We start from the raw sequence: 19028 nt of genomic DNA, 5'->3' as shown, positions 1-19028 counted from the left end.
TGATTTCACTATTGACCTGTCATGTTGTATGTATGTGAAACATGACAGGTCATTTATAACTCGTCATGCCGATGCATATCGGCATCTCACGGATAGGGTGTCCGACTCTCATCCGTCGGATCAATGAGCTTGTGAGATGCTGAAACAAGTTCAGCATGACAGTATTTCAGATATCACACCCCACCTTCATTCCCTTGTTCCTGCCATTCGCCCGTCATATAACACCGTTCGGCCAAAAGCTCTATGGGGTTATCAGGGATCGGTGCATCTTTGGATCATGAACAACATTGACCGCCAGATCAGGCATCTATTGCAACTTTCTTGCTACACAAGGCTTTGCCACGGCAAACTTTAAAAAATCATTAAAATTCCTGTAACAAATCAACGCTATCAACATCCTAATACCAAATCATTAATAAATGAAACGTTTTTTTACTCTGATCGCATTAATAAGCTCTTTCATGTGTGCCCAGGCACAGGTGCCAAGTGCGGGTGGTGGCATCACCGGCCGTATATCAGGTACCGTTATCGATTCTATCACTAAAAAGCCTTTGGATTATGCTACCGTAAGCATATCGCGCAGCGGTGGCAAGGCCATTTTGAACGGTACCCTTACCGATGAAAAAGGTAACTTCAAATTAAATAACGTAGCTCCCGGCAAATACAAGATCTCTGTAACATTCATCGGTTACCCTACCAAGGTGATAGATCCGGTAGAGACCACCCTGAGCAAACCTGATAACAACATGGGTTCGGTGATCGTGGCACCAAGTGCCAAGACCCTGAGCGCCGTGACCGTACAAGGCCAGGTCCCGGTTATCGAGAACAAGATCGACAAGATCGTTTACAATGCCGAAAAAGACATCACCGTATCAGGTGGTAACGCTACCGATGTATTGCGTAAAGTGCCATTAGTATCAGTGGATCTTGATGGTAAACCTGCCCTGCGTGGCGATCAGAACGTACGCGTACTGATCAACGGTAAACCTTCAGGTGCATTATCGACCAGCTTGGCCGATGTGTTGCGCACCATCCCTGCAGATCAGATCAAAAGCATCGAGGTGATCACTGCTCCATCAGCTAAATATGATGCTGAGGGTTCGGGCGGTATCATCAACATCATCACTAAAAGTAAAGATGTATCGGGCTTAAGCGGATCGGTTAGCGGTGGTATAGGTACCCGCCAAAACAACGGTAACGCTAACCTGAACTACAAACAAAATCGTTTAAGCATCACCGGTAACCTGGGTGGTAACTTTGCATGGCCACAAACCTCGCTGGTTGACCTGAACCGTAGGGCGGTGATCGGTTCTAACACCACCATCATCAACCAAAGCTCGTCAAGCGATACCAAGCGTGGCGGTTTGATCGGTTCGATCAACGCTGGTTATGATTTCAATAACTATAACAGCATCAACACCACTTTCCGTTTGAATGGTGGTTACTTCAAGATTGATGGTGGGTCAGACAACTTCAACAACACGTTGAACGATGCTTATTACAATAGCAATGTACTTAACAAGGCTAACTTCAGTGGCTTTGACTGGAACGCTGATTATACGCACAAATTCAAGAAAGAAGGCGAGGAACTGACCATTGCCGGCCAATGGAGCCACAGTAAGATCACTTCTGATTTCGCTAACAGCTTCTTTAACCTGAACAACACTGCCGACCTTGCCAAATTCCCTAACCAACTAGGTAGCAACAACGGTATCAATGATGAGTACACCGCCCAGGCCGACTATGTGTTGCCGATCAACAAATCGATCAAATGGGAAGCTGGTGGTAAAGGTATCTTCCGCCGCATCAACAGTGATTACTCGGTAGCCAACCAGGCAGGTGTGGTAAGCGGACCGAACAACAACCCGTTCGTGCCTAACAGCGTATTGTCTAACCAGTACGATTACACACAGAACGTTTATGCTGGTTACTCACAGTTCACGTTCAGTTTGCCTAAGAACTTCTCGTTATTGGCTGGTGCACGTGTTGAAGGTACCGACATTACCGGTACACCAAGCAACACCGCACAACCAGGCTTGCAGTCGTTCCCGCAGAACTACACCAACTTTGTACCTAACGTGACCTTATCAAAGACCGTTAAAGGAACACAGACCTACAAATTGAGCTACAGCAAACGTATACAACGCCCGAGCTTACAATACCTGAACCCGTTCATCAACAAGGCTAACCCTGATAACCAGACCGAAGGCCGCCCTGATCTGAACCCTGAGATATCGCAGACCGTTGAGTTGGGTTACAACACCTTCATCGGTTCATCGGTGATCAACGTTTCTACTTATTACAAGTACACCAACAACCTGATCGAAGGTATCGCACGTACCGTATTCGATACCGAATTGAACCGTAATGTGACCCGTACCACGTTCCAGAACATCGGTAAGAACAACTCGTTCGGTGCCAGCTTCTTTGGTTCGGTAACTCCATGGAAACCGTTGACCATTCGTGGTAGCATCAACACCTATACCTACAAGCCAACTATCAATGCCTCACAGGCTAGTGTAGGTAGCTCGACCGGTACCTATTTTAACTACAACGCGTTCCTGAGTGCTTCGGCAACCATCACCAAGACCTGGACCGCAGAGTTCTTCGGTGTGTTCAACTCACCTCGTCGTACCATACAAGGTCAGAACCCAGCTTTCAACCTGTTCGGTTTCGGTGTGAAAAAAGAACTGATCGCCAAGAAATTCACTTTAGGACTGAACGCTTTATCTCCGTTCCAAAACTACCTGAAGCTGGATACCAAGATCAGCAGCAACGGGTTCGAGCAACAGCAAACCATCCGTTACCCACTGCGCTCGTTCGGTATATCGTTCACCTACAACTTTGGCAAGCTGAACTACGGCCAGCAAAAGAAAAAAGGTGTTAAAAATGATGACCTGATGCAAGGTGGCGACCAAGGTGGCATGGGCGGTGGTGCGGGCCAAGGCGGTGGTCCGAGGTAAGACATCCCCGCCCCCTGAAGGGGGAGTACTTTAACAACTAATAAATATTAAATAATTAAGGCCGATGGATCACATCGGCCTTTTTGCATTTATTGATCTCTTACTCCCCCTTCAGGGGGCGGGGGGGCTTGCAAAGATCCCTATCCTCTCCAGCAGTAACGATGCATTGAAGGTCTTGCATTCTCCGGGTTTGAGTTTATAGTCGAACAGCATTTCGCCATTGATCACCTGGATGTCGAAGTAAAAGTTGCGTACATATTTGGGATGCTCGTCCTCCAATTTGGCCAGTTGCAGGTCATGAGTGGCCACCAAGCCAACGCCCTGCTGGCCGATGAGCTTTTCGATCACGGCCTTTGAGCCGAGGTATTTATCTACCGAGTTGGTGCCCCGAAGCATCTCATCGATCAGGAAAAAGATGTTAGGCTGTTGTTCTACCGCTTTCAATAGCATCTGCAAACGGTCCAGCTCGGCCTTAAAGGTGGATGTGCTCTCGTTAAGCGAGTCTTTGATGCGCATATAGCTGAATAGCTGCACTACTGATACCGTCATGCTTTGCGCGCATACCGGCGCGCCGGCCAGGGCCAGTACCGTATTGATGCCCAGCGTACGCAAGAAGGTGCTTTTGCCCGCCATGTTAGAGCCTGTAATGATGTCGATCTTGCGCGTATCATTCAGTTCATAACTGTTAGCGACCCTTGTGCTTTTCCGGATTAGCGGATGCGCTATATCCTTAGCGGTAAGGGTATAATTTGGTCCGTCGGCTATCTTGGGGATGGCCCAGTCAGGGTTATTGATCTGCAGGGCGGCCAGGCTGATCACTGCCTCAAAGCCAGCGATGGCGCTGAAAGCCTGCTCAATGTCATGATGATTATCGCGCTTCCAATCCTCAATGGCCATCACCTGCCTGATATTCCAGATAAACAGCCCGTTGAGCACCATACTCACGAACATATTGAGCCGCTGATTTAAGTTATTGATCAGCCGCGCCAGCGCCCGCACCTGGTACGATATGGGTTTGCCTTTGTCGCGGTGGATCATGCCGGCCAGTTGTTTCCCGTATACGGAGGTAAAGGTCTCGTTCTCTATCTCCTTAAAAACCTCTGCGTAGCTGTTCAATCCTTTGCCAATGCGTCCGGCTATCAGGTCGGCCTTTTCCACGATCTGGTTCCTTGATAGTACCAGCCTGCCATTAATGGCCAGCAACACGGCAGCCGCATAACGTGCCTCTGTAAAGAACACGGCCGCGATCAGCAGGCCTACGCTCAGGAACGGAACTATCCGGCTATAGATCCGCAGCCATTTTTCATCATCAAAAGCTACCGGCATTTTTAGATAGGAAAGCAGGCGAGGGATCTGTTGCTCATCCTGCCCGAGCACGAACAGCAGACGGGCCTGCATATCCAGGCGCCAGTTATTTTTGCCGGCCAGTTCTTTTACGGCTTCCTGTGCGATCAGGATGGTCTCCTTTTTATCGGGCGCACTTAACCAGAGCGACAGGGTACGGTTACCCGCCGGGGTTGCCGCACGGTTGATCAGCTCGAATAATGAGCCTTTGCCATAGATGTCGAGGTCGGCTGTATAATAATGTTTGTCATCGGTAAAGCGGGCGCCATTGTCGTAAATATTGGTGCGGTGGGCATCGTTATCCAGTTCGTTCTGGTTAACGGCGCGGTAACTTTCGTAATAGATCTTATCGCGTTCAAATACGTTTTGTCGGCGTACCAGCCAATTAAAGGCCACGGCCAGCACTGCTGTGATCGTCAGGAACAGCGCTACACTCCCGGCATCGACCGAAAAATAGATACCGATCAGGAACAGCGTGAACACCAGTAAACGTAACAGCGCATATTGGTTGATCAGCTTTTCTTGCTCGGCAGCTTTTTGGGTGGCAGCGGCAACGCGTTGTTGATAGTCGGCTATAAGGTCGGTGTTCATAGTTGGTGATACAGTGACCGGCAAATTACAGCAATTTTAGCACGTAGTAAGTTTTTGCGTTTATTTGCATCATGAAGATTGTGCTGCTCACCGTTGGTAAGACCGAGGATGCCTACATACGCGAGGGGATAGATAAATTCGTGAAGCGCCTGAAACACTACACTCGGCTCGAGATCACTGATCTGCCGGAGCTCAAGAACACCAAGGCGCTTACCCAGGAACAGCAAAAGACCAAAGAGGCCGAGATGATCCTGAAAAAGATCACCCCCCATGACCATGTGGTGCTGCTTGATGAGAACGGAATGGAATTCAGCTCGGTACAGTTCGCCGACTACCTGGACAAAAAGGCCATCGGCTCTGTACAGTCGCTTGTGTTCGTGATCGGTGGGCCCTACGGTTTTGACAGTTCGGTTTACGAGCGGGCCAACGCCAAGCTTGCGCTGTCGCGCATGACCTTTTCGCACCAAATGGTAAGGCTTTTCTTTGTAGAGCAGCTATACCGGGCGTTCAGCATCATCAAAGGCGAACCTTATCATCATCAGTAGGGGATGTTAGCCCGCTTGCACATCTACACATTTCCCATCTGCACATTCGCACATCTTCCTCATCTCCATATCATTTATTCATCTGCACATTTGCCCGCTTGCACATCTGCACATAAAATGCTACCTTTGCCCGGCAAATAACATATAATAATATTTATTTGCCATGCAGCTCGATCCATCCAAATTTGTTGCCGAAGGCCTAACGTATGATGACGTTCTTCTCCTTCCGGCTTATTCAGAAGTTTTACCGCGCGAGGTTGATACCAGCTCTTACCTGACCAAAAAGATCAGGCTGAACATCCCTGTCGTATCTGCCGCTATGGACACCGTTACCGAGTCGCAACTGGCTATTGCCATTGCACAGGCCGGTGGTTTAGGTATGCTGCACAAGAATATGAGCATACAGGCCCAGGCCGATGAGGTGCGCAAGGTAAAACGCTCGGAAAGTGGTATGATCCAGGATCCGGTAACGTTGGATGAGAATGCCCTGGTGTCTGACGCGTTCAAGATCATGCGTGAGTACAGGATCGGTGGCATACCGGTGATCGATGCCGACCACAAACTGAAAGGCATCGTGACCAACCGCGATCTGCGCTTCCAAAAACAAATGGACAGGCCCGTACGTGATGTGATGACCAGCGAGAACCTGATCACCGCGCCACAAGGTACTACCTTGCTGCAGGCCGAAGAGATACTGCAAGACCAAAAGATCGAGAAGCTACCCGTTGTTGATGGCGACGGCCGCTTATGCGGACTGATCACTTTCAAGGATATCCAAAAATTTAAGAACTACCCTATAGCTTGTAAGGATGAGCATGGCCGCTTAAGGGTAGGCGCAGCCGTAGGCGTAACTGCCGATACCATGGATCGTGTTGATGCCCTGGTTAAAGCAGGTGTGGATGTGATCGCGATCGATACAGCACACGGTCACTCCAAAGGGGTCATCAACCAACTGAAAGCCGTTAAAGCCAAATACCCTGATCTGCAAGTGATCGCCGGTAATATTGCCACTGCCGATGCTGCCCGCGCGCTGGCCGAGGCTGGTGCCGATGCGGTAAAAGTGGGTATCGGTCCGGGTTCGATCTGTACGACCCGTATCATTGCTGGTGTGGGTGTACCGCAACTATATGCTGTTTACGAGTGTGCCAAGGCCTTAGAGGGTACCGGCGTACCAGTGATCGCTGATGGTGGTATCAAGCATACAGGCGATATCGCCAAGGCTATAGCAGCCGGTGCTAGCTCGATCATGGCAGGTTCGTTATTTGCCGGTGTGGAAGAATCACCAGGCGAGACCATCATTTACGAAGGCCGTCGTTTCAAATCATACCGTGGCATGGGTTCGATCGAGGCCATGGAATCAGGTTCAAAAGATCGTTATTTTCAGGACGTAGAGGATGACATCAAGAAATTGGTACCCGAAGGTATCGTTGGTCGTGTGCCTTTCAAAGGTACGTTGGCCGAGGTCACTTACCAATTTGTTGGCGGTTTGAAAGCCAGTATGGGGTATTGCGGTGCCAAGGATATCGCTACCCTGCAAAAGGCCCGCTTCGTACGCATTACGGCGGCCGGTATCCGCGAGTCGCACCCGCACGATATCACCATCACTAAAGAAGCACCTAACTACACCAGGTAGTTTTTAGGTATAAAGTTACTGGGTCATTGAGCTATCATTTTTGGTGATAACTCAATGACCTTTTTTTATTTATAAGGTGGGCTTATAAGCACTATCTTGCGTTACTGATACAGATCTACCGTTATGAAAATATTCTATTCCATTCTACTTACCTTGACTGCTTTTGGGGCTATGGCACAAACTGGCGGCAAGGATCTTCAGGTGCGTACCGCCAACGGCATTGTGGAAGGTGTGGCCGAAGCAAGTGGCGTTCATTCGTTTAAGGGGATCCCATTTGCCCAACCCCCTGTAGGTGAACTGCGCTGGACCGAACCAAAGGAACCCAAGAACTGGGAAGGCGTACGTAGGGCTGATCATTTTGGTCCGCAAGCCATGCAGCCTTTCTTGTATACCGATATGATCTTCCGCAGCGCGGGCAAGAGTGAAGATTGCTTATACCTGAACGTATGGGCACCCGCCAACGCAAAGGGCAAGAAGCTGCCGGTATTGGTTTACTTCTACGGCGGCGGCCTGCAAATGGGCGATGGTTCTGAAGGCCGGTACGATGGCGAAAACATGGCCACCAAAGGAATGATCGCCATCACGGTGAACTACCGTTTGGGCGTGTTCGGTTTCATGGCTCATCCCGAACTGACCCGGACATCGGTACATCACTCATCGGGCAATTATGGGTTGATGGATCAGCATGCGGCATTGCTTTGGGTGCAAAAGAATATAGCCGCTTTCGGTGGCGACCCTAAACGTGTCACCATCGCCGGGGAGTCGGCCGGTTCTATGTCGGTGAGTGCACAGGTGGTGTCACCATTATCAAAAGGCCTATTTGCCGGCGCTATAGGCGAGAGTGGCGCCATATTGGGCAACCTTGCACCAGCACCCTTAGCCGAAGCGGAACAAGCAGGTGTTGACTTCGCTAAAAAGGTAGGTGCCACTACGCTCAGTGACCTGCGCAAGATCCCTGCCGAAGATATGTTAAGGTCTGCCCAGGGCACCCGTTTTTATGTGACCATCGATGGCTACTTCCTGACCGAACAGCCGCAGGAGACCTTTAACACAGGCCAGCAAATGAAGGTGCCCTTACTGGCAGGTTGGAACTCGGCCGAAGGGGGACCGCAGGCCATATTGGGCAAAGCCGAACCGACCATCGAGAACTACAAGGCAGCACTGCAACGACTATATCCCGACAAGGCACAGGCCGTGGTCGAAGTGTACAAGCCAGCTACAGATGCCGATGTGGAACAGGTAGCCACCGAACTGGCCTCTGACCGGTTCATCTCTTACGCCACCTGGAAGTTCACTGATCTGCATAGCCGTACCAGCGGTGAACCGGTATACCGTTATTACTATACAAGGCCAAGGCCTGCCACTGTTGACGGTAAGCCCGCTGCAAAAGGCGCATCGCACTCGGCCGAGATCGAGTATGCTATGGGTAACCTTCGTTACAACAAAGTATACGCCTGGTCGCTCGATGATCATCAGGTATCCAATACCATGCAAAGCTATTTTGTCAATTTCATCAAGACAGGCAACCCCAATGGTATAATGAGCGCTACAAGCAGTACAACCAAATTGCCTAAGTGGTACAGCCTTCAAGAGCGGGTACCTAAACAGATCATGATCATCGATGTGAACAGCCGTTCGGAGGAAGCTAAGCACGATGACCGTTATCAATTAATGAATACTTTTTATAACAAGTAACACATCCTTCGTGGTGCTAACCACTATATTCTTTGTTTAATTTAGCACCCGATACTGAATAACACAATGAAAGCACTATGTATATTTTGCGGAGCCAACTACAACGGTGATCCGCTGTTGGCCCAGGCCATTGAACAACTGGCCCAGGTAATGGTGAGCCGCAACATCGCCTTAGTGTTCGGTGGAGGCCGGGTAGGGGTGATGGGCATGATCGCCGATGCGGTGATCAGTAAAGGTGGCAAGACCATTGGTGTGATACCTGAATTCCTGATGAACAAAGAGGTTGGCCACACCGGGCTTACTGAGTTACACGTTGTACAGAATATGCATCAGCGTAAGCAAATGATGAATGATCTTTGCGATGCGATCATGACGCTTCCCGGTGGCTTCGGTACGTTGGAGGAATTTTTTGAGGTGCTCACCTGGTTACAGTTGGGCCTGCATACAAAACCGATCGGCATCCTGAACGTGAATGGCTTTTATGATATGCTGCTCAAGCAAATGGATGTGATGGTGGAGCAAAAGTTCCTGAAACCGGCGAACCGCGAACTGGTGCTTACCTCGACCGACCCGATCGAATTGGTGAACTTGCTGGATGGCTTTGAGGCACGGCCGGATGAGGTATGGTTCAAAGACCGTGACCTGACCTGATCAGCGGTCAGCGATCTGGTCAAGATCAAGCTTGATATCATTGAGCCGGTCGTTGATCTTGCGTTCGATATGGATGATGCGTTGCGCAAGGAAATGCATGAACTCTTCCCGATGAGCGCTCTCGATGCCCGTGTCGCGAGGGGCAGCGATCACGGCACGGATCTGCTCGTCAAATACTGAGCGTTTGATACGGAGTTCTTCCAATAAAATGATCAAATATTCGGTGGTTTCCACGATGTTTTATACGGATATAATAAAGTTTAGTTAAATATATACTAACAACTTCAGGTTTTAAACATGGATCTGGGTATGTAATGGCTTTGGTAGGTCGAGTCAAACTCTACAGAAAAAAAATTTCGAGCTGTGATCACATAATCCGTGATTTGACCCGGTGTTATCTTCAAAATTTTAATATCCCATCTATAACTTCAGGTAATTTGATAAATTGAATGCATGCAGCTTAATTAAAGTTGTGTAATGTGTTATATCATCCTATAAAAAACTTAGTGTTACCTGAAATGCCTGACAAAAGACCTGACAATTTCTTTGGAGTGATCGAGCGTAATATAAGGCAACAAGCCAAAGCCTTAGGCATTACGTTATCTGATCTGGCAAAGCACATTGAAATGACCGAGGCAGGCTTCTACAAAATGCTTTCGACCGAGAGTATCAAGGTCAAGACCCTGCGCAAGATATCGCAGGTGTTAAAGCAGCCCATCCCTTTCTTTTTTGATGACCATTCTTCCGGCAGCGTTCCATACAGACTACCCGAGCATCTGACCCAGGTGGCCGAGCCCTCTGAAGGTTATTACAATGAGCGTGAAAGCCTCAAAAAGCAGATCAGCTTATTAGAGAGTCAGCTTAAGGACAAAGAGCTTATCATCGAACTGCTCAATCGTAAATAATACCCTGGTCAGGATGTTGCGGCAGGTTGCTTTTTGAACCAAGCGATAACGTTATAACGTTTACACAAGTAAATAATGGTCATGATGATCATAGTAACGGCTATTAGATCCGGTATTGGTCAACGCTTGTGCGACCTGACTTGTTTACGCTAAACTTTCAAGAACTGTTACATGATCTAACTACTAATTAATTTTGGCAGTGATGTGCGGCTCGTCTGCCAAAAGACCATGGCCTGATGCCAACGGTACAGCATTTGTTGTATAGCGGTTAAAAGCGTAGCTTTGTAAGCTTAATATTATGTCGATGTCTCAAGATACTGAACACGTTAAATGCCTCATTATTGGCTCAGGCCCTGCAGGCTATACCGCTGCTATATATGCTGCCCGTGCCGATCTTAAACCCGTGCTATATACGGGTATGCTGGCCGGCGGTCAACTCACCCAAACTACTGATGTGGAGAACTTTCCTGGCTATCCAAATGGTGTGATGGGCCCTGAAATGATGGATGACCTGCGCAAGCAGGCCGAGCGTTTTGGTACCGACATCCGTTTTGGATATGTGAGCTCGGTAGATTTTTCGAGCTTGCCACACAAAGTAGTTGTCGACGAGGTAAAAACCATCACTGCTGATACCGTGATCATATCGACCGGTGCCTCGGCTAAATGGCTTGGCCTGGAGTCAGAGCAAAAATTTAACGGCTTTGGCGTCTCCGCATGTGCCGTGTGCGATGGTTTCTTCTTCCGTGGTCAGGATGTGGCCATCGTTGGTGCCGGTGATACCGCTGCCGAAGAAGCTACCTATCTGGCTAAATTATGTCGCAAAGTTTATATGCTTGTTCGCCGCGATGAGTTCCGTGCCTCAAAGGCCATGGTTACCCGCGTGCTGAACACACCTAACATCGAGGTGATCTACAACACCGAGACCAAGGAGATATTAGGTGGCGATACCGGTGTTACTGGTGTTGCAGTGTTGAACAACCAAACCAACGAGGAAAGAATACTGGACGTGACCGGTTTCTTTGTGGCTATTGGTCACCATCCGAACACTGACATTTTTAAAGGTATAATCGATATGGACGAGACAGGCTATATCCGCACCAAGGCAGGCAGTACCCATACTAACGTAGAGGGCGTGTTCTGCTGTGGTGATGCGCAGGATAACATCTACCGCCAGGCAGTGACCGCAGCCGGTACAGGCTGTATGGCCGCGCTGGACGCCGAGCGTTATTTAGCCGATAAAGAAGCCGAAGAAATGATGGCACATCAATAATATAAGTAAGATCTTTATAAAACACTAAAGCCATACCCAACAGGATGGCTTTAGTGTTTTATTCCCAAACCTCGTTGATATTCTTTTTCCACAGGCTTGTTGCATATTGCCTGAACCGTTCAGGCGCGGCTTTAAAGGCGGCGTCTAAGGTATAAGCACCGCCCTCGCTTTCTCCCTTCCCAAGGGCTACACGGCTGGTGCCGCGTACAGCATATTTTTTTTGACCTTCATACATTACGATCTTCATGGTGCTTGGGCTTACATCACCACGGCAGGCGGTCTTGTACATGAGCCACACCTCGGCAGTGCCATTATGATCAAGATCGGTAACGGCAAAGGTGCGCGGAACGTACTTGGCGGTCACATCCACTATCGGGCACTCACTTAGGTCTGCCACCTTCCATAATAATTGGTGACCAGGCTTGAGGTCATAGTTCCATGCATGTATCTCGGCCTTGCGGGTATCTGCGTCATCTTTCAGGTAAGTACCGCTTAAGGTCTCGGTAGTGATCACCAGATGGTCTCCACCGGCATCGGTATATTTTACGCTGTTGATGATCTTGCCCGAGTACTTGATATCCTTCGGGATGGCAGATGCTGGCACCTGTACGGTCTTGATCGGTTGGTCGGCAGGTTTGGCCGCCATCAATATTAATGGAAGTAAAAAGCTGATAGGTCGCATGTGAAAAGTTCTTGTTCATGAGTTATAACACCGAACGGGCACACATGTGCTTAAAATTGAGGTTATCCGCCATCTTTTTTGCAATGCATAAGCCTGTATAGAACAAGATCTGTTAACTTCACGTTTTCGTGACGAACTAATTGAGTAAACTTGATATGTCTTATAAAACCTGTCTATCGTTCTGTATCTCACTAATACTATTAACAGGCGCTGCCAACGCCCAAACCCAAACACCGGCCCCGGCCGACCCTTACATGGGGATCATACCCGCACCGGTAACGGTTCAAAAGCAAGCCGGTAATTTCGTGTTAAGCCAGGAGACCACCATCATGGCCGATACCGTCTCGGATAGGTCGGTGCAATTCCTGAGCAGCTACCTGCAAAGCAAATTCGTATTAAAGAACAAGGTGCTGCCTAACAAGGGTTCGGCCGCCAGCAACGTGATCGTGTTCACATCGGCCGGTACCGAAGGTTTACCTGCAGAGGGTTATCGCCTCACCATATCTCCGCAACGTATCACCATCGCTGCAAAAGGCGCAGGTCTTTTTTACGGAGTACAAACACTGATCCAATTACTCCCGATAGAGCGTGCCGCTACAGCTAAGATCCCATGTGCCCGCATAGAGGATATGCCACGCTTTGGCTACCGGGGCATGCACCTGGACGTTTGTCGTCATTTCTTCAGCATCGAGTTCGTAAAGCGTTACATCGACCTGATGGCAGCTTACAAGCTCAATAAGTTCCACTGGCACCTTACTGACGACCAGGGCTGGCGTATTGAGATCAAGAAGTATCCTAAACTGACCAGTGTAGGTAGCCAACGTGCACAAACGCTGATCGGTAATTACCATGATCGTATGCCACAGCAATTTGATGGTATGCCTTATGGGGGTTTCTACACTCAGGAGCAGGCGCGCGATATCGTACGTTACGCTGCTGAACGTTACATTACCGTTATCCCTGAGATCGAGATGCCGGGCCATGCCATGGCCGCTTTGGCAGCCTATCCTGAACTCAGTTGCGACCCTGGCCAGCCATATAAGGTGGCCGAGACCTGGGGCGTATTCAACAATATATTTTGCCCTACCGAACAAACCTTTGGCTTTTTGCAGGATGTGCTGAGCGAGATCATCGACATCTTCCCGAGCAAATACATCCATATCGGCGGTGACGAGGCCCCAAAGGTGATCTGGAAGTCGTCGCCACAGGTGCAGCAAATGATCAAAAAACTCAAACTGAAAGACGAGCACGCCATGCAGAGCTACTTTATACAGCGCATGGAAAAATTTGTGAATAGCAAAGGCCGCAGCATCATTGGATGGGATGAAATCTTAGAAGGTGGTTTAGCGCCTAACGCTACTGTAATGAGCTGGCGTGGTGAGGCAGGTGGTATCGCCGCTGCCAAGCAGAACCATGATGTGGTCATGACGCCAAGCAGCAGCGGTTTATACTTTGACCACTCACAAGCACGATCGGATCTGGAGCCTTTAAGCATTGGTGGTTACACCCCGTTGTCAAAGACCTACGCGTATAACCCGCTTACCCCGGCATTGACCCCTGATCAGCAAAGACACATTCTGGGTGTGCAAGCCAACCTTTGGACCGAATACATCACCACCGAGACCAAGGCCGAGTACATGCTGTTGCCACGCCTGATGGCCCTGTCTGAAGTGGCATGGTCGCCGCTGGCTAACAAGAACTATACTGACATGGCCGAGGTAAGGTTGCCGCGCCATCTGGCTTGGTTGGACGCTAACCGTTTTGATTACCGTGTGCCGACCGCCATTGGCGCCAAGGACACCTCATACACCAGCGCGCAATTAGTGGTGAACCTGAAAGTGCCTGTTACCGGCGCCAAGATCTATTACTCTATAGACGGGTACACGCCTAACGAGACCAACGAGGAGTACACCTATCCGTTCACACTCAATATTCCGCCTGATGAATACCGCGAACTCAAAACGATCGTTATAACTCCAACAGGCAAACGCAGCTTGGTCACCCATACCACTGTTTACAATCGTACGCCGCTTCCACCGGTACCTTTTACCGGTAAGCGCCCGGGTGTTAAATATGAATTGGTAGCCGGTCTGTTTACCAGCACCGGCCAACTGGACGGGGCACGTGTATTGGATACGGGTGTGGTTAAGACCTTCAACACCGCGGCCTTTAAAAAGGCTAACCGTACTTTCGGTGTCACGTATGAGGGTTATTTTAATGTAGATGCTGATGGCAAGTACATCTTTTCTACCCAGAGCGATGATGGTTCGGTGATCTTTATCGATGATCAGCTGGTGGTAGATAATGATGGCAAGCATAGTTTATATGAGCAACCGGGCGAAGTGCTGCTGCAAAAAGGTATGCACAAGTTCACGCTCAAATATTTTGAAGCTGGTGCATTTAGTACGCTGAGGGTGTACATGACCATGCCGGGCAAGCCTAAAGGCGAGTTTTCGGCAGAGGCCTTGGTCAACTAAGTTGCTGCGCTGCGTTTTACCCTGATCGATGAGCTATTGATTTTTTAAGAATGACAAGCATGAAGAAATGTGTCATGTTGTTTTGGAGTGGCGTGCTGGGCATTGCCGCCTGCAACCGTCCCGACACACAACAAACTATAGCGGCTCCTTCGGCCGCGCAAGCGCCTAAGATCATGGCGCCTTTCAGGTACCAAAAGACCATTGAGGTGGCACCGGGTAAGTATTATGATGTGTTGGCCTGGGGTCGCGGCTCCGAGACCATGGGTGCATTTGAGATCCTGCGGTCCGATTCATCTTCCATGAAATATACCACCACTACCGGGGACCTGGAGGGTAAGATAGTGGATGCCATGAACTCAGATATGGATACCGACGGTAACCCGGAGATATTCATCCACACTCAGGCGGCCGATAGCACCAATGCTGCGAAGATATTTGCATTTGAATATAACGATGATAAAGCTCGTCAGCTCGATTTTCCAAAACTGACCCGCTCGCAACGCAAAGGGTACCGTGGTAACGATAACTTTTTTATGAAAGACGGTAGCCTGATGCGGGAATTTGATGTGTACGACGAGAACGACACCCTTGCTAAAAAACCGATCCAGAAACGACTGATCCAATACAGCCTGAGAGGAAATAGTATCTCTGCCGAGCAGATCAGCAAGGACAGCACCAGCACCACATCGGCTGCTGCGGTGCCCGCAAAAAAGGAGTCGTCTTCATCATCTAACAACTCAAGCACCAGATCAAGTAGTTCGTCGCGTAATGAAAGAAGCTCTTCATCGCGTAGGCACTCTACCTCCCATAGCTCTTCCAGGAAAGAGAGATCAAAACGCTCCTCAAAAAAGGAGACCTCAAAAAAGAAGAGAAGGAGGCATTAGCATCTGCCCAAGATCATAAAATAAAGAGCCTGTATAAGACCATCAACAATTCTGTTGACCAGGCTTACACAGGCTCTTTTAATTAACGATCTATTAGTCTACCAACTGCAGCTTATCTAGTTCTGCAGTGATCATATCGTGTTCTTCGGCGCTCAGTTTTACGTTGATCGCCTTGGCGTTCTGTGTAGCTTGCTCGGCATTACGTGCTCCTACCAGGGCCACGGTTATGCCTGGGCGGTCAATGGTCCAGCGGATCACCAATTGTCCTATGGTAGCGTTCTTTTCCTCGGCCAGCGGTTTGATCTTGGCTAAAAAGTTATTGGTGCGTTCGATGTTCTCATCTTTAAAGAACTTAACGCCCGCGCGGTGGTCGCCCTCCCCAAAACTTTGACCTGGCTTCATTTTACCTGTTAATAAGCCTCGCTCCATAGGACTATAAGCCAATATACTTTTTTGATGCTCGATGCAGTACGGTAACAGTTCGCTCTCGATGCCTCGGTTCACCATACTGTACGGCACCTGGTCAGACACCAGATCGATGGTCTTGGCAGCTTCCTTCATTTGAGCCACATTATAATTGCTCACACCAGCTTGTAGGATCTTGCCCTGTTCTTTCAAGCGTACCAAAGCTTCCATGGTCTCATCTATAGGCGTCGAAGCATCGGGCCAGTGTAATTGATACAGGTCAATGTGGTCGGTGCCCAAACGTTTCAGGCTATCCTCGCACTCCTTGATCACACTGTCCATGCCGGCATATTTGTAAATATCGATATCCTTTCCGCTATTATCTTTCGACTTAAAGCCAAAAGTACCTTTGGCCAGGTCCCAGCGCATACCGAACTTGTCCAGGATCTGCACTTTGTCGCGTGGTATGCCTTTAATGGCTTGGCCTACCAGTTCTTCACTTTTGCCCTGGCCGTATATGGGGGCGGTATCAATGGAGGTGATACCCAGGTCATATGCTGCCCTCATGGCCGCTATCGCCTCACGGTCATCATTTCCGCCCCACATCCATCCGCCAGCGGCCCATGCGCCAAAAGTAATGGCCGACACTTGCAGCTCACTTGTTCCTAATTTTCTGTATTCCATACTTTGTAGATATAAAGCAGAACATCCTAAATAAATTATTGTTGCAATGGTTCGGTCATGGGGTGGTCAACTAAAAAAGTTTCGCCTTTCACAACAGAGGGGGGTGATTATCAAACATTTTGTTCAACTTTTTTATTGTAAACCTACCGATCTTATAGTGATGAATGAACTGGTTTGCATCTATAATAGTATTAAACAAGCAAATGGTGTAACATTTAATTGGTCAAATGAGTATATATGCCTTCATTCGACCTATCAACACAAGCAGTGCTTGTAATAACGTATAGACGATCTATGTTTTTGTTAAAAAGATCAGTTATAACAACGCCTGCGATCAGCACTCAGGTAAAGCGATGGCTATTGACCAGCCTAATGGTCATAGCCGGAATGTTCATCTTGAGCGGAGCTTTGGCATCCCCGCCAGGATCCGGAAGTAAGAAGATAAAAGCTGAGGTAGACACCCTGAACAACCAGGCCAGTGCCCTGATCCGCAAGGATGTAGGCAGGGCATATACCCTGCTGTTACAAGCCGAGGCCTTGGCCATTGAGTACAAATATGAAAAAGGCTTAGCGGTCACACTCCTTAATCAAGCCGAAGTACTGAATCAGCGCGGGTACTCTAAGCGAGCACTCGAATTGTATTACCGGTCGATGCAACTTAGCCAAAAGAACGATGACATTTACAATATAGCACGTGCCCAACAGCATGTAAGTACAATCAAACGTAAAAGTGGCGATTATGCCGAGGCCGAACTGCTATTGGGCCGTACACTGGCCATATTCACCAAGCTAAACAAGCCGGTGGATATGGTGAACATATTGCTAAGGTTCGGTCTGCTTAAATCAGAGCAAAAGAGATACAATGAAGCCATAAAGTTCTATGAAAGGGCCTACCAGTTAAGCCGAAAGGTTAAATACACCTTTGGGGAAAAGAAAAGCTACTACAACAGAGCCTTATTACTGCAAAAGATCGGAAAGCCTCAGGAAGCGATCGGTTATTTGAACCGCGCGCTGCATATTGACACCATCACTAATGATACTTACGGCAAGGCATTATCGTATGTTGAGTTGAGCCGCGTGTACTACACCATTAAGCAGTACAAAGAAGCGTCGCGGTACGCACAACTGGCCTATGACCGGGCCAGCGAAGTGGAAGGACTTGCTTTAGTACGAACAGCTGTACAATTGCAGATCAACGTGAGCCGCGCCCTGTTGAACAAGGATGCCATTATACAATGGCAGGATGTGTTACTGTACGTTGATAATAACATGGCCGAAATGGAGCGCCGCGAGTCGAACAACTTTATCGATGCTTTGCGGCTGCAGGAAGAGCAGCAGTTACGTGTACAGCAAAAGATTCTGGAAGTGTCGAGGAAGTCATCGCAGCAAAAAACGCTCATCACTCTTTACACCGGCTTTCTGGTGGTTTTTGTGATCATCGTATTCCTATTGACCTATAACTACAAAAAGGCCAGGCGCTATACCGACGAGCTTAACGTGAAAAACAAGCAGATCGAGCAGCAATTGGCACTACTTGACAAGCTGAACGGAGAGGTGCTTAAACAGAACGAGGCGCTTGAGAGCGACAGTATGTTAAAAAGCAGGTTATTGTCTATCATCACACATGATCTTCGTAAACCGTTGGCTAATACGCAAAGCATTATCCACTTGGTCAATATGGACCTGGTATCGCAGGAGGAGGCTCAGGACCTATTCACTCAATTGGAGGCGCAGTATAACCGGGTAATGGCCCTTACTGATAATTTGTTATACTGGATCAGGGCACAGGTGAGCGGTACCCAGTTAGAGTTGGCTCCCGTTAACATGCAATATGTGTTAGGTGGTATCATTGAGGAGCAAAAGATGCCGGTCAATGAAAAAAAGATCAACGTGGTCAATAAGCTATCGCCTGATCTAAATTGGATGGCTGAGAAGGAGACGCTGCGGATCATCTTTAGAAATCTTTTGAACAATGCCATCAAATTTACCCCGATAGGCGGCACTATCACTATCGATGGTCATACTGATGATACTACTACCAATGTCACCGTGACCGATACCGGTATAGGGATGGCCAAGGACATTATTGACCGCATTAGCCAAGAGAACTATTATACCAGTAAAGGTACCCAGAATGAAGAGGGAAGTGGTTTTGGCCTGATGCTGATACGCGACCTGGTAAAAAAACAGAACGGCAAATTATTGATCGAGAGCACTCCGGGACAGGGAAGTTCGTTCACTATTAGCCTTCCGGCATCGGTGAGCGTTGGCCCGCAACAGTTGGCAAGTTAAATGCATA

14 protein-coding genes are annotated in these 19028 nt (G+C 48.7%); 10 read left to right on the top strand and 4 right to left on the bottom strand.

The window, feature by feature from the left end:
• Nucleotides 1–419 precede the first annotated feature (419 nt).
• Entirely contained in the window at nucleotides 420–2963 is a 2544-nt protein-coding gene (locus LLH06_RS16385) for an outer membrane beta-barrel family protein (RefSeq protein ID WP_228170374.1), read from the top strand.
• A 111-nt stretch (nucleotides 2964–3074) separates the two neighbouring features.
• On the opposite strand, the gene LLH06_RS16380 is transcribed toward LLH06_RS16385, so the two are convergent.
• Nucleotides 3075–4898 (bottom strand): MutS-related protein, encoded by a 1824-nt coding sequence (locus tag LLH06_RS16380; RefSeq protein ID WP_228170373.1) that lies wholly within the window; start codon nucleotides 4896–4898, stop codon nucleotides 3075–3077.
• A gap of 71 nt (nucleotides 4899–4969) precedes the next feature.
• Between LLH06_RS16380 and rlmH the strand changes: the two genes are divergently transcribed.
• From rlmH to LLH06_RS16360, 4 genes are all read left to right on the top strand, one after another.
• Nucleotides 4970–5443, top strand: coding sequence for a 23S rRNA (pseudouridine(1915)-N(3))-methyltransferase RlmH (gene rlmH, locus LLH06_RS16375; RefSeq protein WP_228170372.1), 474 nt, complete (start codon nucleotides 4970–4972; stop codon nucleotides 5441–5443).
• A 163-nt stretch (nucleotides 5444–5606) separates the two neighbouring features.
• Entirely contained in the window at nucleotides 5607–7076 is a 1470-nt protein-coding gene (gene guaB, locus LLH06_RS16370; protein WP_228170371.1) for an IMP dehydrogenase, read from the top strand.
• Between the two features lie 171 nt (nucleotides 7077–7247).
• Entirely contained in the window at nucleotides 7248–8771 is a 1524-nt protein-coding gene (locus tag LLH06_RS16365; protein WP_228170370.1) for a carboxylesterase/lipase family protein, read from the top strand.
• Nucleotides 8772–8837: 66 nt separating this feature from the next.
• Nucleotides 8838–9422: an LOG family protein gene (locus LLH06_RS16360; protein ID WP_228170369.1), complete on the top strand. Its 585-nt coding sequence runs from the start codon at nucleotides 8838–8840 to the stop codon at nucleotides 9420–9422.
• Here LLH06_RS16360 and LLH06_RS16355 read toward each other — a convergent pair whose 3' ends face one another.
• Complete coding sequence (locus LLH06_RS16355) at nucleotides 9423–9656, bottom strand: hypothetical protein (RefSeq protein ID WP_228170368.1); 234 nt, start codon at nucleotides 9654–9656, stop codon at nucleotides 9423–9425.
• Nucleotides 9657–9940: 284 nt separating this feature from the next.
• On the opposite strand from LLH06_RS16355, the gene LLH06_RS16350 reads away from it, so the two are divergent.
• Both LLH06_RS16350 and trxB read left to right on the top strand, forming a co-directional pair.
• The gene (locus tag LLH06_RS16350; protein WP_228170367.1) at nucleotides 9941–10327 is read left to right on the top strand and encodes a helix-turn-helix domain-containing protein; all 387 of its coding nucleotides are present in this window, start codon (nucleotides 9941–9943) and stop codon (nucleotides 10325–10327) included.
• Between the two features lie 304 nt (nucleotides 10328–10631).
• Nucleotides 10632–11597, top strand: a complete 966-nt coding sequence (trxB, locus tag LLH06_RS16345; RefSeq protein WP_228173303.1) for a thioredoxin-disulfide reductase — start codon at nucleotides 10632–10634, stop codon at nucleotides 11595–11597.
• Nucleotides 11598–11655: 58 nt separating this feature from the next.
• Here trxB and LLH06_RS16340 read toward each other — a convergent pair whose 3' ends face one another.
• Nucleotides 11656–12279: a M949_RS01915 family surface polysaccharide biosynthesis protein gene (locus LLH06_RS16340; RefSeq protein ID WP_228170366.1), complete on the bottom strand. Its 624-nt coding sequence runs from the start codon at nucleotides 12277–12279 to the stop codon at nucleotides 11656–11658.
• Between the two features lie 155 nt (nucleotides 12280–12434).
• Here LLH06_RS16340 and LLH06_RS16335 point away from each other — a divergent pair, with 155 nt between their 5' ends.
• Nucleotides 12435–14756 (top strand): family 20 glycosylhydrolase, encoded by a 2322-nt coding sequence (locus tag LLH06_RS16335; protein ID WP_228170365.1) that lies wholly within the window; start codon nucleotides 12435–12437, stop codon nucleotides 14754–14756.
• 59 nt (nucleotides 14757–14815) lie between these two features.
• Complete coding sequence (locus LLH06_RS16330; protein WP_228170364.1) at nucleotides 14816–15640, top strand: hypothetical protein; 825 nt, start codon at nucleotides 14816–14818, stop codon at nucleotides 15638–15640.
• A 93-nt stretch (nucleotides 15641–15733) separates the two neighbouring features.
• Here the strand turns inward: LLH06_RS16330 and LLH06_RS16325 are convergent, their stop codons facing one another.
• Nucleotides 15734–16729, bottom strand: coding sequence for an aldo/keto reductase (locus tag LLH06_RS16325; RefSeq protein WP_228170363.1), 996 nt, complete (start codon nucleotides 16727–16729; stop codon nucleotides 15734–15736).
• 294 nt (nucleotides 16730–17023) lie between these two features.
• Between LLH06_RS16325 and LLH06_RS16320 the strand changes: the two genes are divergently transcribed.
• A complete protein-coding gene (locus LLH06_RS16320) occupies nucleotides 17024–19021 on the top strand; it encodes an ATP-binding protein (RefSeq protein WP_228170362.1) in 1998 nt (665 codons plus the stop codon).
• Nucleotides 19022–19028: the final 7 nt, after the last annotated feature.

Source organism: Mucilaginibacter daejeonensis, assembly GCF_020783335.1.
In the GTDB taxonomy this organism is placed as follows: Bacteria; Bacteroidota; Bacteroidia; order Sphingobacteriales; family Sphingobacteriaceae; genus Mucilaginibacter; species Mucilaginibacter daejeonensis.
Note: the sequence above shows the minus strand (reverse complement) of the source record. Positions and strands in the feature narration are given on the sequence as shown.

Bases quoted from the DNA above. Each gene is read 5' to 3' on its own strand.
- LLH06_RS16320 (WP_228170362.1), top strand. From the start codon at position 17,024: ATGTTTTTGTTAAAAAGATCAGTTATAACAACGCCTGCGATCAGCACT.
- guaB (WP_228170371.1), top strand. From the start codon at position 5,607: ATGCAGCTCGATCCATCCAAATTTGTTGCCGAAGGCCTAACGTATGAT.
- rlmH (WP_228170372.1), top strand. From the start codon at position 4,970: ATGAAGATTGTGCTGCTCACCGTTGGTAAGACCGAGGATGCCTACATA.
- LLH06_RS16325 (WP_228170363.1), bottom strand. From the start codon at position 16,729: ATGGAATACAGAAAATTAGGAACAAGTGAGCTGCAAGTGTCGGCCATT.
- LLH06_RS16335 (WP_228170365.1), top strand. From the start codon at position 12,435: ATGTCTTATAAAACCTGTCTATCGTTCTGTATCTCACTAATACTATTA.
- LLH06_RS16385 (WP_228170374.1), top strand. From the start codon at position 420: ATGAAACGTTTTTTTACTCTGATCGCATTAATAAGCTCTTTCATGTGT.
- LLH06_RS16350 (WP_228170367.1), top strand. From the start codon at position 9,941: ATGCCTGACAAAAGACCTGACAATTTCTTTGGAGTGATCGAGCGTAAT.
- LLH06_RS16330 (WP_228170364.1), top strand. From the start codon at position 14,816: ATGAAGAAATGTGTCATGTTGTTTTGGAGTGGCGTGCTGGGCATTGCC.
- LLH06_RS16360 (WP_228170369.1), top strand. From the start codon at position 8,838: ATGAAAGCACTATGTATATTTTGCGGAGCCAACTACAACGGTGATCCG.
- LLH06_RS16380 (WP_228170373.1), bottom strand. From the start codon at position 4,898: ATGAACACCGACCTTATAGCCGACTATCAACAACGCGTTGCCGCTGCC.
- LLH06_RS16365 (WP_228170370.1), top strand. From the start codon at position 7,248: ATGGCACAAACTGGCGGCAAGGATCTTCAGGTGCGTACCGCCAACGGC.
- LLH06_RS16340 (WP_228170366.1), bottom strand. From the start codon at position 12,279: ATGCGACCTATCAGCTTTTTACTTCCATTAATATTGATGGCGGCCAAA.
- trxB (WP_228173303.1), top strand. From the start codon at position 10,632: ATGTCTCAAGATACTGAACACGTTAAATGCCTCATTATTGGCTCAGGC.